This window comes from Acinetobacter lwoffii, from assembly GCF_022809915.1.
In the GTDB taxonomy this organism is placed as follows: domain Bacteria; phylum Pseudomonadota; class Gammaproteobacteria; order Pseudomonadales; family Moraxellaceae; genus Acinetobacter; species Acinetobacter lwoffii_M.
On record NZ_JALGQY010000007.1, the window covers coordinates 127459 to 141043 of the forward strand.

Here is a 13585-nt window from a genome sequence, read left to right on the forward strand (position 1 = left end):
AAAGAGATAATTTTGTCATCAGGCCATCATCTTGATGCTGCTCAATGAACAAACCGATTTTGCCAAAGTGGCGCGTTTTTACTTAATTCGGTTTTTCCGATGTTTGTAATGTAAAAATACCATTTTAGCATCAACCAAAATTTCGATACTCTTATTCAAAATCAAAGACTACCTCAATCATGGAGACAATGATGAGCTTAATTAATACTGAAGTTAAACCATTTAAAGCAACTGCATTCCAAAACGGCAAATTCATTGAAGTTACTGAAGCTGACCTGAAAGGCAAATGGTCTGTTGTATTCTTCTACCCAGCTGACTTCACTTTCGTTTGCCCGACTGAACTTGGTGACCTTGCTGACAACTACGCTGAATTCCAAAAACTAGGCGTTGAAATCTACTCAGTTTCTACTGACACGCATTTCACTCACAAAGCTTGGCACGATTCTTCAGAAGAAATCAAAAAAATCCAGTATGTAATGGTTGGTGATGCAAACTGGACTCTTGCTAAAAACTTTGACGTATTAATCGAAGCTGACGGCCTTGCTGATCGTGGTACTTTCGTGATCGATCCAGAAGGTAAAATCCAAATCGTTGAAATCAACGCTGGTGGTATCGGCCGTGACGCTCAAGAACTTCTTCGTAAAGTTAAAGCAGCTCAGTATGTACACGCTCACCCAGGCGAAGTTTGCCCAGCTAAATGGAAAGAAGGCGATGCAACTCTTGCTCCTTCAATCGACCTAGTGGGTAAAATCTAATTTTAATTAGATTGAACTGATTCAAAAAAACCACGCTTTTTAGCGTGGTTTTTTATGGTTTGAACTTTTATGTCAGTGCAATACTGGATTTTATTTTTTTAAATTATTTTGTTAGGACTTTAAATATTGCAGTCCTATTTCTTTCTTGATCCATCATATAAAAATTCAGGCATATCTTTTGCTTCGCTTTCTCATAATCCTTACCGATTCTTACAATTGAGCTATACATCTGCAGAGCCATATGGCATAAGTTCAAATGATAAGATAAGAAATATTCAGTGGAGGAACGCATATGCAAAAACTGCTTACCGTGATTTCTTGGAAATACAATCCCTCAAGCCGCCACCTGAAAATTGTATACAGTAATGGTCATGCCGAGCTGTATCATCCCGTACCTGAATTTATTTATGACAACCTGTTAAGACGCCAAGACAAAGCCGCATTCGTAGAAAAGTATCTCGAATATAATTTACATTTTAATAAAATTTGCATGGATTGAAGTGAATCCATTTAACGAAATCCCACCATCAGCAAACCTGCGCCTATGGGTACAATACTCATGATAAAACGTGGGTCTTGCTGAATTAAGGCAATAAACTCTTCGACTTCTGCTGCATGTGAAATGACATTATCAACTACCAGTAACCCGCCCTTTGCTTTAAGTAATCGACTCAAATGTGGCCAGTAACTGACATAAGCATCTCGTTCAGCATCTAACAGGATAAAATCAAATATTTCCTGTTCTGCCTCCAGATAAACCTGAGCATCAATTACTTTAAAATTGATTAAATCTGCAAGATCTATTTCTGTCGCATATTGCTTTGCCTGAATAACCCGTTCTGCATCAACTTCAAGTGTTGTAATCATGGCTTGAGTCTGCCGAGCCGCTTCTGCCAGCCATAAAGTGGAATAACCAGTAGAAGTCCCAATTTCCAGAATACTTTTCGATTGTTGCGCACGAATCAGCATAGATAAAAATCGACCGGATTCTGGTTCTATATTGCGATATCGGTGCAGGCGATCTGCCTGCTTAAGATCATGCCTATGAAACTTTTCATATAATTCCTGCATGAATCTTTCAAATTCATCTGAGTTTTGCATCACTCTTCCCTGATTCTGTTTGGCTTAAATTGCCTGAATCAATTTAAAACGCTCCACTTCACGATCATCGTTAGTGGTAATGGTTTCAGTGAACATCGTTAAAGGACGTACCCAAATTGAATAATCCCCGTAGAGACATTGATAAACCACCAGCTTTTCTTCAGTTTCACTGTGCGTGGCGACATGAAACACCTGATAAAGCTGTCCCTTATAATGTTGATAAATACCGCGTTGTAATTCCATCATTCAAGTCTCAAATATCTTGTTTTAATCTTAGCTGAAAATCCTTATTCTTGCTCTAAACTACTTGAAAATTAATCTTTCACCCCCATATAGAACTTTGAAATTAATGATGAATTTTTCAACAAATCTGTAAATCCGATCAATAAAATAAAAACAAACTGTTTTACCTATTTATTCAATTCATTTAATATCCTGTTATCAAATAAACATTTACTCCTTTGGAGACGTTAGCAATGTTAGACCAAAATACTTCAGCTCAACTTAAAACCCTATTAGAACGCCTGGAAGGCCCAATTGAACTGGTCGCCACTCTGGATAGTTCTGACAAATCAGCCAAAATCCAAGAACTGGTGTCCGAGGTTGCTGCACTGTCTGATCTGGTGACTGCACGCTTTGACGGGACCAATGCACGTGCGCCAAGTTTCGGGATTGCCAAGGCCGGTGAAGAGCCACGTGTATTCTTTGCAGGCTTGCCAATGGGCCATGAGTTCACTTCGCTGATTCTGGCATTGCTGCAAACTTCAGGTTATGCACCGAAAGTCTCTGATGAAGTGCTGGCGAATATCAAGAGCCTGGGTGTTCAATCTAACTTTGACGTGTTCGTATCATTAAGTTGCCATAACTGTCCGGATGTGGTTCAGGCACTCAACCTGATCGCCATCTATAACCCGGGCACTACAGCGACCATGATTGATGGTGCTTTCTTCCAGGAAGAAGTGGAAGAACGCAAGATCATGGCAGTACCAATGGTGTTCCAGGACAACCAGCATATCGGTCAAGGTCGTATGACACTGGAAGAAATCATTGCCAAGCTGGATAGCAATGCTGCTGCCAAAGATGCTGAAAAGCTGAATGCCAAAGAAGCCTTTGATGTCCTGGTGATTGGTGGTGGACCTGCTGGGAATACCTCTGCAATCTATGCAGCACGTAAAGGCATTAAAACCGGGATCGTGGCTGAACGTATGGGCGGTCAGGTCATGGATACCATGGACATCGAAAACTTTACGTCTGTACAAAAAACTCAAGGTCCGAAGTTTGCAGCGGAAATGGAAGCCCACGTGCGTGAATATGGTGTCGACATCATGAACCTGCAACGCGTGTCTAACATCAAAGGTGCGGATGAAACAGCCAATGGTCTGGTGGAAGTGACCTTAGAGAATGGTGCCAAACTGGAATCTAAAACCGTAATTCTGTCGACCGGTGCACGCTGGAGAGAAATGAACGTTCCAGGTGAGCAGGAATACAAAACCCGTGGTGTGGCGTACTGCCCACACTGTGATGGCCCACTGTTCAAAGGTAAGCGTGTAGCCGTGATTGGTGGAGGTAACTCAGGTGTAGAAGCAGCGATTGATCTGGCAGGGATTGTTGAGTATGTCACCCTGGTGGAATTTGATACCAAGCTGCGTGCGGATCAGGTGTTGCAAGACAAGCTCAACAGCTTGCCAAACACTACGGTGATCAAGAATGCCTTGTCGACTGAAGTGCTGGGTGACGGTGCACAGGTGACTGGTCTGAAGTATAAAGACCGTGCTACGGATGAAGTGCATGTGGTTGAGCTGGCGGGGATCTTCGTGCAAATCGGTTTGTTGCCAAATACGGACTTCCTGAAAGAAACCCAAGTTGAGCTGACCAACCGTGGCGAGATTGTGATTAACGACCGCAACGAAACCAATGTGAAAGGTGTATTTGCAGCAGGTGACTGTACCACAGTGCCTTACAAGCAGATCATCATTGCGACCGGTGAAGGTGCCAAGGCGTCATTGTCTGCATTTGATTACATTATCCGTTCAGGGCAATAAGTTTTATACTAGCTCAAATAAAGCCTGCTTGATGCGGGCTTTATTTTTAATTAATTTTGTCATTAACTTTTTTAGATTCAACTATATTTTTCAAATAATGAATCGTTTGATCATTTTCTTGATACGATCTTAGTCATGTAATTAATTTTTATCCTATATAGATACTATGTAATTGTCGGCAATCTCGTCTTGCCAGCCCAGAAAAGCTCTCCTATGATAGAGCGACAAATCATCTTTCATGATCGAAGAATAAAAAGGATAACATCCTGGGAGAAGAATAATGCAGTATCAATATCATTGTGCCTGCTGTGAAAAAGTAGTCGACTCTACAGAAAAATCATGCTCAAGCTGCGGCTCACATCATATTCGCAGCCCTTTTGGTTTTTGGGTTTTGTGTCTAGTAGCCTGCCTCGTTACAGCAATTGTGTTTAAAGTGGTGCATTTGTATGTACAGTCACAACAAGAAATTCCAGTACAACACTCTCTACTCGACGTTTTAAAAGAAGAAGATAAAAGACTTCGCTAATTTCATTCATCTCACAACAAAGACCTGTTGGTTCAAACAGGTCTTTTTATTACTCTTGAATAATTCAAATAGCTATGCGGAAAATAGCCTCATCAAATCCAGATTTGATTTACAATAGTTGTGGATTTGAATGAGAGATGTGCCATGGTTCTGTTAATTAAAAAAGGTGGATTACGCGAACGTGCCAACCGTAGCCGTAGCTATCAAGGCTCTGAAAATACTGAAACCATCTTAAAGCCTAATCGTTATCAAACGGCTGTTAAAACACCAGACAATTTAGCCTCTCCTGCCCCGACCTCACCAATATCTCCAGCATTAAATGAAGATATACCCCTTAATTCATCAGAATAAGTGCGTCATACCATAACCACAATGCAAATAGTAGAAATAGTCCGCCTGAAATCATATCAATATAACTCCCCGAACGCTGGTACAAGGTTTTAATTTTTGGTTGGGAAATCAACAGCATCAATAGAGCAAAGGTGATAAAGGTCTGCAAGGGAATAATCACCGCTAACTGTATTTTCAAATAATCTGAAGCAGATGAACTCAAGGCGAGTGAAAATACGCTACTAAAATAGATCAGTGTTTTTGGATTAGAAAGATTGGTCCATAAGCCCAACATAAAATAGTTTTTAGCTTGCACCTGTCCATTTGTATCATCGTCGGTCTGATGTCTATTTTTAAAGCTATGTACACCACCCTTTAACATTGCCCACCCCATCTTCGTCAGGAACATGCCACCGAGCACCATCAATACCTGTTGAATCCATGGAAACTGGTCAATTAACACGGTAAAACCCGCAAGTGTCAGTATTACCCAAACCACGATACCGGCAGAGATCCCGGCAATAACTTTCAGGGCATTCTGGCGTGTGGTAGATGCGGCACTTTTGGCAATGAGCAAAATATCGGGACCGGGACTGAGTTGAGCAACAAAATGCAGGAGACAGATCGTAAAAAGCAGAGACATTAAAATAAGGTAAATTTATAAAAATATATTATAACGTTTGTTCAAAGAGATTAGAAAGCTCCAATAAAAAACCGAATCATCAGATTCGGCTTAAATAGAATTTTTTAAATAAAACATTTATTTTGGATTGATATCTTTCATTTCAATTTTTTTCGCCTCAGGTCTCACTTCACGTGCTTCACCATCAATAATGGTGGAATCACCGCGACCTGATTGCTGATTTTGCATATCCTGCATTTGACGCATCATCTCGGCAAATGGGTTCTGGCCTTGTGCCCCACCCATATCGCCCATCATGCCACCCATCATTTTTTCCATCATGAGTTGCTGACGTTTCATCATCGCTTTCATTATAGCAGCCTTAAAAACCTGCTGAACCGCTGGAATGAGCATCAATACTGCCAATACGTCGGTAATCAATCCAGGAATAAGCAGAAAGAAACCTGCCAGAATTTTAGGTAAATTTCCTATTAATGCAGGATCTGCACTTATCTGTGCCATCTGCATTTGCTGCATTTGTGGCATTACACCGGCCGAGTATTTACGGATCAGATTCATACCAATAAAAAATGCGGCCACAAACCAGAAAAATACGTACCACATGCTCCCGACGAGGTCACCCACGCCAATCCAGACAAATACTTCTAGGATTAAGCCTGCAAGGATAATAAGAAATAATTTCATGAAAATTAATCTAATCTCAGTAAAATAAATAATAGGATGCTGGAATCAACTGCTTCATCAGGATCAAGCTTTTTTGATACGCTTATGTAACAATATGGGCATTATTCTATTTTTAAAGTGCGGGCATGTCATTAATTATTGGGATTGACCCCGGTTCTCGTTTAACCGGTTACGGAATTATCGAAAAAGACGGCTCCAAACTGACTTTTGTTGATGCCGGCACCATCAGAACAGAAACGACAGAAATGCCTGAACGTTTAAAACGGATCTTTGCCGGCGTGGAGCGCATTGTAAAATTTTATGGTCCCACTGAAGCTGCGGTAGAACAGGTCTTTATGGCACAAAATCCGGATTCTGCCTTAAAACTCGGTCAGGCCCGTGGTGCTGCTGTTGCGGCACTGGTCAATCTGGATTTGAAAGTCGCTGAATATACTGCGCGCCAGATCAAGCAGTCGGTAGTGGGTTATGGCGCTGCGGATAAAGAACAGGTGCAGATGATGGTAATGAATATTCTAAAACTCAGCATCAAACCGCAGCAGGATGCCGCCGATGCTTTAGCTGCTGCTATTTGTCATGCCCACGCCTCAGGCAGTATGAGTAAAATGGCGGTATTGAATGCGTTGGGTGGTATGGCACGCGGCCGGAGTCGCGTCAGTAGCCGTCGTCGATAAGGTTTAACGCAATATTATAAAGTCTTGAGCATCTAGCTCAGATTCCAGATACTCTTGAATAACCGCTTGTACGATTGCACGAGCAGGCCCTTTCCAACTTCGTGTAATCATTTCCTGAAGTTGGGAGTCTGTTCCAGCAATAACGGCCTCCACCTCACCTGTGCTCAAGTTCTTCACATATCCTTTCAGTCCAAGCGCCTGAGCCTGCTCGGCAAACCAGTAACGGTATCCGACTCCTTGAACTTGGCCTGAAATATTCAGTTTGATGACTGGCACACTATTCTCCTTAGCGATTCACGGCCTGATAAATCGCATGTTTCATATCCTGTGCCTGCAAGCCACGTTCGCCATTTTTGGCCAGTTCATCACCTGCAAGTGCATGCAGCGTCACAATTTCATGCAAATAAATTTTTTGCGCAAATTGCGCCTTTAGACTGGCAATCATGCCGGCCAGCACATCCCCCATTCCGCCAGTTCCCATACCGGCATTCCCGGCATTGCAGATGTAAAGCCTTTCTTCCAGAATCAGGCTGCCTGAACCTTTTAGCACCCACTGTCCCTGATATTTTTGTTGCAGGGCATGAATGGCTGCAATCCGATCCATTTCAACTTCCGCAGTGCTACATGCTAGCAAAGTTGCAGCTTCTCCTGGATGTGGTGTGGCATAAGTCTGGGAATTCAAAACTTGAGGCTGCTTGGCCAGAAACCATAAGGCATCCGCATCCAAAACAACCTCCAGATCAGATTGCTGAGTCAGCTCAAACCAAGCTGTATATTGTTGCTCTGACCAAGAATCACGACCTAATCCCATGCCAAAACAGACTGCATCGACCTGCTGAATCAGTGCTTGGCGTTGCTCCTGAGTTAAAAGATTGATATCACGCAGCATGATATTCGGTGCACGTGACAAAATCGCAGTATGGTGTTTTGCATCACAGACGATCGTCACTTTACCTGCTCCGGCAGCAAATGCTGCCTCTGCTGCCATGATCACTGCCCCCCCCATATCGGCATGACCACCTACAACCAAGACATGACCATAACTGCCTTTATGACCAAAGGCTTCACGCTTCGGCAATTGAATCTGATGTGATGAAAGACAAGCAATTGGTTGAAGCTCAGTATCTGTCGGGATAGCAGAAATCAGTTCGATCTTGCCCGCATATTCTTTGCCTTGTCCGGTAAACAGTCCTGCCTTAAGCCCTAAACCCGTGAAAGTGTAGTCAGCTTTAATCGCAACAGGCAAAGGCTGGCCGGTATTGGCATCCAATCCACTCGGAATATCAATTGAGATTTTTAATCCAGTTTGCTGATTGATCGTTTGAATAACATTTTGCCAGTCAAAGTCCAGCTGACGGTTCAGACCAATTCCGAATAATGCATCGATATAGACCTCACATTCAGATTGAAAATCAAAATGCGAATAAGGCTGCAAGCCAGCTTGCTGAGCTTCCTGCACAGCCGATGCTAAATCTTTGGAATTACCCAACTCAACTGCATAAATATCAACACTGAAGCCCGCCTGTTTGAGATATTTGGCCACAAGATAGCCATCGCCAGCATTATTACCCTGACCACAGCAGACCGCGATTTTTTTTATTTTTTGCTGGGAAAATAAAGTGATCAGCCGCTGACTAATCCCCCAGGCGACTTGTTGCATTAAACCGTAGGAACTATTTTGCTGTTGAAACCAGCGCTGCTCCCATGCTTGTAGATCACGGCTATGGTAAACTTGTTGCTGCATTTCTTATTCCCTGTCTTTGGTTTATGGCAACTCCCGATTCTCAAGCGCAAATTAAAGTTTATCAACAAGATCCAGCCGAGCTAAAAGCATGGATTAAAGCGCAGGCTTTAGAATTGGGTTTTTCTGATTGTGTCATTGCCAAACCAGATGCTCAAGCAGAATTAGCACGCTTACAGGAATATCTGGATCGTGGTTATCATGGTGACATGAAGTTTCTGGAAGATAATCTGGAAAAACGTGCCAATCCTGCTTTACTGGTTCCCGGCACACGCAGCATTATCTGTGTGCGTATGGATTATCTGGTCGAGGCACCACAACCACGTTATATCCCTTATGCACCCAACTCTGCCATTATCGCGCGTTATGCCCGTGGCCGGGATTATCATAAGACTATGCGTGGTCGTCTGAAAACCCTGGCGACAAAAATCCGAGAAAAAGTCGGAGATTTTGAATCACGCCCATTTGCCGATTCTGCGCCAATTTTTGAAAAATCGCTGGCTGAAAGTGCCGGTATGGGCTGGACAGGCAAACATACCTTGCTGATTCATAAAACATCAGGCTCATTCTTTGTTTTGGGTGAACTGTTTACTTCACTGGAACTGCCCTTTGATGAACCCGCGACCAAACATTGTGGATCCTGTACTACGTGTATCGACATCTGTCCGACTCAAGCCATTGTCGAGCCTTATATGTTAGATGCTCGCCGCTGTATCGCCTATTTGACCATCGAATATAAAGGCATTATTCCAGAAGATTTGCGACGCGGAATTGGTAACCGGGTTTTTGGTTGTGACGATTGCCAGCTGATATGTCCATGGAACAGTTTTGCCCAAGTGACCTCGATAGAGGATTTTCATCCGCGGCATGGACTGGATCAAGTGAGTTTACTGGATTTATGGCAATGGGATGAAGCCACCTTTTTAAGTGCGACTGAAGGCAGCCCGATGCGCCGTACAGGTTATCAAAGCTTTATGCGCAATATCGCCATTGGTTTGGGCAATGCGCCCTTTAATGGGCAGATTATTCAGGCCCTTCAGCAACAGCGTGATCAGCATGATGGAATTGTGCAGGTACATATCGATTGGGCTATTCAAGAACAACTGGCAAAATCCAGTTAATTTTCCATCTTTACCTAGCGTCACAGTTTCACTTAAAAGCCTTACACACCCATGTTTCAGACTATGGCATAAATAAAAATGGTCAGAAATGAAGTGGAGGAAAGATGATGTCATCAAAAAATCCAAATCAAGAACTGCTGGAGCCGCTTCAGCATGACCAGCAGAAGCAACAACAGCAGCAGCCGCAACATGGCCCGATTAATTCCCCAAAAAACAATCAGCATGAACAGGATCAGCGCGTGTTTAACAAGCAGCACCGTAGTGATCTACATGGCCAGGATATTCATGGAAATCACAGTAATAAATAATCTGGCAACTGAAAAACAAAGCTCACCTCGTGTGGGCTTTGTCATTTATATAAGGTCATATTTTGCTAGTGAAGCAAAAGCTTATTTTTATTAAGATGAACCGAATGATAAATAAGCACAGATAGGGAAAGAGATGAACAGTAGTGATGCGGTACGTAATGATTGGTCACGTGAAGAAATACAAGCTCTATATCAACAGCCTTTAATGGACCTAGTGTTCCAGGCGCAACAGGTTCATCGTGAACATTTCACCGCCAATACCGTTCAGGTCAGTACCCTGCTCTCAATTAAAACCGGTAAATGTCCTGAAGACTGTAAATACTGCTCACAATCAGCGCATTATGATTCCAAACTGGAAGCTGAAAAACGCATTGCAGTCGATAAAGTGATTCAGGAAGCCAAACAGGCGCTGGCATCAGGCAGTTCACGTTTTTGTATGGGGGCTGCATGGCGCAACCCACATGAACGCGATATGCCTTATGTGCTGGAAATGGTACGTGAAGTTAAAGCACTCGGTCTGGAAACCTGCATGACACTGGGGATGCTAAATGGATCTCAGGCTGAACGCTTGAAAGATGCGGGACTGGATTATTACAATCATAATCTGGACACTTCTCGTGAATACTATTCACATATCATCAGCACGCGTAGCTTTGATGATCGTCTGGATACTCTGGATCATGTACGTCAGGCTGGTATGAAAGTCTGTAGTGGCGGTATTGTGGGTCTGGGTGAAAGTCGTGATGACCGAATTGGTTTGTTATATGAACTTGCAACTCTGGCAATTCATCCTGAATCTGTGCCAATTAATATGTTGGTGCCGATTGAAGGTACACCGATGGCAGATGTAGAAAAACTGGATGTGATTGAATGGATTCGTACTATTGCCGTGGCACGCTTGCTAATGCCTAAAAGTTATATTCGCCTTTCTGCCGGCCGCGAATCCTTAAGCGATTCGGATCAGGCTTTGGCGTTTATGGCCGGTGCCAATTCTATTTTTTCTGGTGAAAAACTGCTGACGACCCCTAATACATCCCAAGGCCGGGATCAGCAACTTTTTGCAAAATTAGGTTTAGTTGCAGAACAGCTAAAACCGAGTGTTCGCAGTCTGGCTACAGATGGAATGGCAAGCTAATCACTGTTTAAGTTAATGAACTCGCAGAAAAGTTATGTGCAGTAATTAAAATGCCATAACGGGCATTCAGATAATCTCCGACTCGGATTTGATCTACTCCATTGGCATGATGCACCATCAGCGCTTGCGTGACTGCATCATAGCTAAAGGAGTCATAACTATCTTGATGCAGGCTGAGCCAGTGCAGCGTATCTGCCAGCTTGCTGTCTACGATATAGGTATCTGCATGAAAATCTTTACTCATATGCCTGTTCATCGTGATGAAATTTCCCTTTAATTTTAACGGAAATTAGCCCATAACAAGCATAAAAAAAGTGAGCCATTGCTCACTTTTCTTGCAAAAACTTTAGTCCTTATTCGTGCCGCACTTACGACACTCCCTGTGTTCCCCGATCTCTTGCATTTGCTCATACTCATAAATATGCAAACAAAACAATTTTCTTAAAAGCTGAAGCATCATTGAAACTCCTGTTTAATCATTTTTTTTAATACGCTTCTTAAGATATTCCGTCCTGAAACATCATGATTTTTGACTAAAAAATCATCTCATAACATCATGATTTTTGACTAAAAAATCATCTCATATTAATTAGCATAATTTTTTCAGTTGTAAAATGCATTTCATCTACTTTTCAATTTTTTTGCAGGTATTCTTTGAACTACATCACAATTATTTCATAAATATGAACTTTTTTTTTGATTAAAGAGGATGTTTATGGAATCTAGATAACAAAAGTAATATCTGAGGGAGATGCTTTTTTATTAAGCTGGGAACGAAGAATCTTTATTGAAAGGTAAACCAGAAAAGTTAATTATCAGTAGAGGCAACCATTTTAAGTCCTTCGAGATAAGAGCAACGATCAATTAAGTGAATTGCTTACTTCAGATTTCATAATATCCAAAAACAAAAAACCACCTAGGATTAATACACCTAAGTGGTTGTTTTATATGGTGGGCCCAGACAGACTTGAACTGTCGACCAACGGATTATGAGTTCGGTTACCAAATCTAAAAATAACAACCACTTAAACTATTATATATTCTAATTCAAAGACTTATAAATCATAATGCAACAACCTATTCACTCTTTAAGTTGATTATAGTATCTTGAAAGTGCTTACTATATGCTTACTAGAACTACTAATATGATATTTACAAAACCTTTCATAGACTCAATACAATTTACAGATCCAAGTAAACCCGCTTTTTACTGGGATAGTGAAGTGACTGGTTTTGGTTTAAAAGTTGGTGGAAAAAGTAAGTCGTATATATTTCAAGGCAGAGTTGGTAAGAAGACGATAAGAATTAAAATTGGAGATGTAAAAAATTGGAAATTAAAAGAAGCTAAAGATTTAGCTAAAAAATATACTGTTCAATGCAATGAAGGAATAAATCCTAAATATGAAAAAATAAGAAAAATTGAAGAATCTGAAAAAAAAGATGCTCTTGCTAAAAAGCAAAATATACGGTTTGAAGATGCTTGGAAATTATATTTACATGAGCAAAAATCAAGTTGGAAAGCTCGTACATATCAAGACCATATCGACATGTCACGTGGCGGCTATAATCCTTTGAATAACAAAACCTATAAACCCCAACCAATTTATGAATTTTTAGAACTCAAATTATCGGACTTAAACAAAGAGTTTATTATTGAATGGCTTCAAAGGAATAATAAGATTAGGCCAACCTCAACATCTAAATCTTATCGTATGATCAGAGCTTTTTTAAATTGGTGTGAAGAAGAAGAACATTTTAGAGGCATTATACCTAAGGACTCTTATACTTCAAAAAAAGTTAAAAAAGATGTTCAAAAAACAAAAGCCAAAAAAGATTGTCTATTAAAAGAGCAAATAAAACCCTTATTTGAGGAAATAAACAAAATATCAAATAAAAAAATTGCATTCATGTATCAATTTGCATTGTTAACAGGTGCTCGTAAAACGGAAATTTTGACTTTAGAGTGGAAAAAAATTGATTTCAGATGGAAAACCATTCATTTAAGAGATAAAAATGATAAGGCTGGTCGTACAATCCCTATGACCAAACACATTGAAAAACTATTAAAAGACCTCAAAAATAACAATAATGATGATTCTCCATATGTAATGTCTAGTTTAAAGTCTAAAACTGGTCATATTGTGAACCCTTATAAGGATTTAAGTAAAATTCGTAAAAAACTACAAATTACTATTACCTTACATGGCTTTAGACGTTCTTTTGAAACCCTTTCAGGATGGATTAAATTACCAAAAGGTATAACACATCAAATTAGTGGTCATGCAGCAGATAGCATTACTGAAAAACATTACACAGTTCGACCTATGGATATGTTACGTATGCATATGCAAGGTTATGAAGAATGGTTTCTAAGCAATACGATATAATAATATTTTTATAGAGATACTCTTAAATTCAAATTAAGAGTATCTCTATAATTTTGAATTATTTGAGGGCGTTCAAAATTCTGTGTCAGTAAATTTGACTAGATTTTAATTATATCATCTAATCGACCTTCAAAGTAAATG

The 13585-nt window shown here is 40.8% G+C and carries 17 protein-coding genes; 10 read left to right on the top strand and 7 right to left on the bottom strand.

Features of this window, described 5'->3' with window-relative positions; all coding sequences use genetic code 11:
• Positions 1-191 precede the first annotated feature (191 nt).
• Positions 192-755 carry an alkyl hydroperoxide reductase subunit C gene (gene ahpC / locus MTX11_RS05620; protein WP_004278916.1) on the top strand — a complete coding sequence of 188 codons (564 nt, stop codon included), beginning with the start codon at positions 192-194 and terminating at the stop codon, positions 753-755.
• A gap of 292 nt (positions 756-1047) precedes the next feature.
• Complete coding sequence (locus MTX11_RS05625) at positions 1048-1254, top strand: KTSC domain-containing protein (protein WP_004645498.1); 207 nt, start codon at positions 1048-1050, stop codon at positions 1252-1254.
• Positions 1255-1265: 11 nt separating this feature from the next.
• Here MTX11_RS05625 and MTX11_RS05630 read toward each other — a convergent pair whose 3' ends face one another.
• Together MTX11_RS05630 and MTX11_RS05635 are read right to left on the bottom strand one after the other, a co-directional pair.
• Positions 1266-1856 (bottom strand): O-methyltransferase, encoded by a 591-nt coding sequence (locus MTX11_RS05630; protein ID WP_243474586.1) that lies wholly within the window; start codon positions 1854-1856, stop codon positions 1266-1268.
• Between the two features lie 24 nt (positions 1857-1880).
• Complete coding sequence (locus MTX11_RS05635) at positions 1881-2099, bottom strand: DUF1653 domain-containing protein (protein WP_129716686.1); 219 nt, start codon at positions 2097-2099, stop codon at positions 1881-1883.
• 233 nt (positions 2100-2332) lie between these two features.
• Here MTX11_RS05635 and ahpF point away from each other — a divergent pair, with 233 nt between their 5' ends.
• From ahpF to MTX11_RS05650, 3 genes are all read left to right on the top strand, one after another.
• A complete protein-coding gene (gene ahpF / locus MTX11_RS05640; RefSeq protein ID WP_243474587.1) occupies positions 2333-3898 on the top strand; it encodes an alkyl hydroperoxide reductase subunit F in 1566 nt (521 codons plus the stop codon).
• A 280-nt stretch (positions 3899-4178) separates the two neighbouring features.
• Positions 4179-4424, top strand: coding sequence for a hypothetical protein (locus tag MTX11_RS05645; protein WP_243474588.1), 246 nt, complete (start codon positions 4179-4181; stop codon positions 4422-4424).
• A gap of 144 nt (positions 4425-4568) precedes the next feature.
• Positions 4569-4775, top strand: coding sequence for a hypothetical protein (locus tag MTX11_RS05650; protein WP_243474589.1), 207 nt, complete (start codon positions 4569-4571; stop codon positions 4773-4775).
• On the opposite strand, the gene MTX11_RS05655 is transcribed toward MTX11_RS05650, so the two are convergent.
• Both MTX11_RS05655 and MTX11_RS05660 read right to left on the bottom strand, forming a co-directional pair.
• Entirely contained in the window at positions 4759-5397 is a 639-nt protein-coding gene (locus MTX11_RS05655; protein WP_243474590.1) for a LysE family transporter, read from the bottom strand. The two genes, MTX11_RS05650 and MTX11_RS05655, sit on opposite strands and share 17 nt — an antisense overlap.
• A 117-nt stretch (positions 5398-5514) precedes the next feature.
• Positions 5515-6081 carry an FxsA family protein gene (locus MTX11_RS05660; protein ID WP_243474591.1) on the bottom strand — a complete coding sequence of 189 codons (567 nt, stop codon included), beginning with the start codon at positions 6079-6081 and terminating at the stop codon, positions 5515-5517.
• Between the two features lie 125 nt (positions 6082-6206).
• Between MTX11_RS05660 and ruvC the strand changes: the two genes are divergently transcribed.
• Entirely contained in the window at positions 6207-6752 is a 546-nt protein-coding gene (gene ruvC / locus MTX11_RS05665) for a crossover junction endodeoxyribonuclease RuvC (protein WP_004278925.1), read from the top strand.
• Positions 6753-6755: 3 nt separating this feature from the next.
• On the opposite strand, the gene MTX11_RS05670 is transcribed toward ruvC, so the two are convergent.
• Positions 6756-7028, bottom strand: coding sequence for an acylphosphatase (locus MTX11_RS05670; protein WP_004278926.1), 273 nt, complete (start codon positions 7026-7028; stop codon positions 6756-6758).
• Between the two features lie 10 nt (positions 7029-7038).
• Positions 7039-8496: an NAD(P)H-hydrate dehydratase gene (locus MTX11_RS05675; RefSeq protein ID WP_243474592.1), complete on the bottom strand. Its 1458-nt coding sequence runs from the start codon at positions 8494-8496 to the stop codon at positions 7039-7041.
• 23 nt (positions 8497-8519) lie between these two features.
• On the opposite strand from MTX11_RS05675, the gene queG reads away from it, so the two are divergent.
• The 3 genes from queG to bioB all read left to right on the top strand — a co-directional run bounded on the left by queG (position 8520) and on the right by bioB (position 11057).
• Positions 8520-9614, top strand: coding sequence for a tRNA epoxyqueuosine(34) reductase QueG (gene queG, locus MTX11_RS05680; RefSeq protein WP_243474599.1), 1095 nt, complete (start codon positions 8520-8522; stop codon positions 9612-9614).
• Positions 9615-9718: 104 nt separating this feature from the next.
• Positions 9719-9922: a hypothetical protein gene (locus tag MTX11_RS05685; RefSeq protein WP_243474593.1), complete on the top strand. Its 204-nt coding sequence runs from the start codon at positions 9719-9721 to the stop codon at positions 9920-9922.
• A 133-nt stretch (positions 9923-10055) separates the two neighbouring features.
• Complete coding sequence (bioB, locus tag MTX11_RS05690; RefSeq protein WP_243474594.1) at positions 10056-11057, top strand: biotin synthase BioB; 1002 nt, start codon at positions 10056-10058, stop codon at positions 11055-11057.
• Between the two features lie 7 nt (positions 11058-11064).
• Here the strand turns inward: bioB and MTX11_RS05695 are convergent, their stop codons facing one another.
• On the bottom strand, positions 11065-11301 hold the full coding sequence (locus tag MTX11_RS05695) for a hypothetical protein (protein WP_086044679.1): 237 nt from the start codon (positions 11299-11301) through the stop codon (positions 11065-11067).
• An 880-nt stretch (positions 11302-12181) separates the two neighbouring features.
• Here MTX11_RS05695 and MTX11_RS05700 point away from each other — a divergent pair.
• Positions 12182-13444 (top strand): tyrosine-type recombinase/integrase, encoded by a 1263-nt coding sequence (locus tag MTX11_RS05700; RefSeq protein WP_243474595.1) that lies wholly within the window; start codon positions 12182-12184, stop codon positions 13442-13444.
• Positions 13445-13585 lie beyond the last annotated feature (141 nt).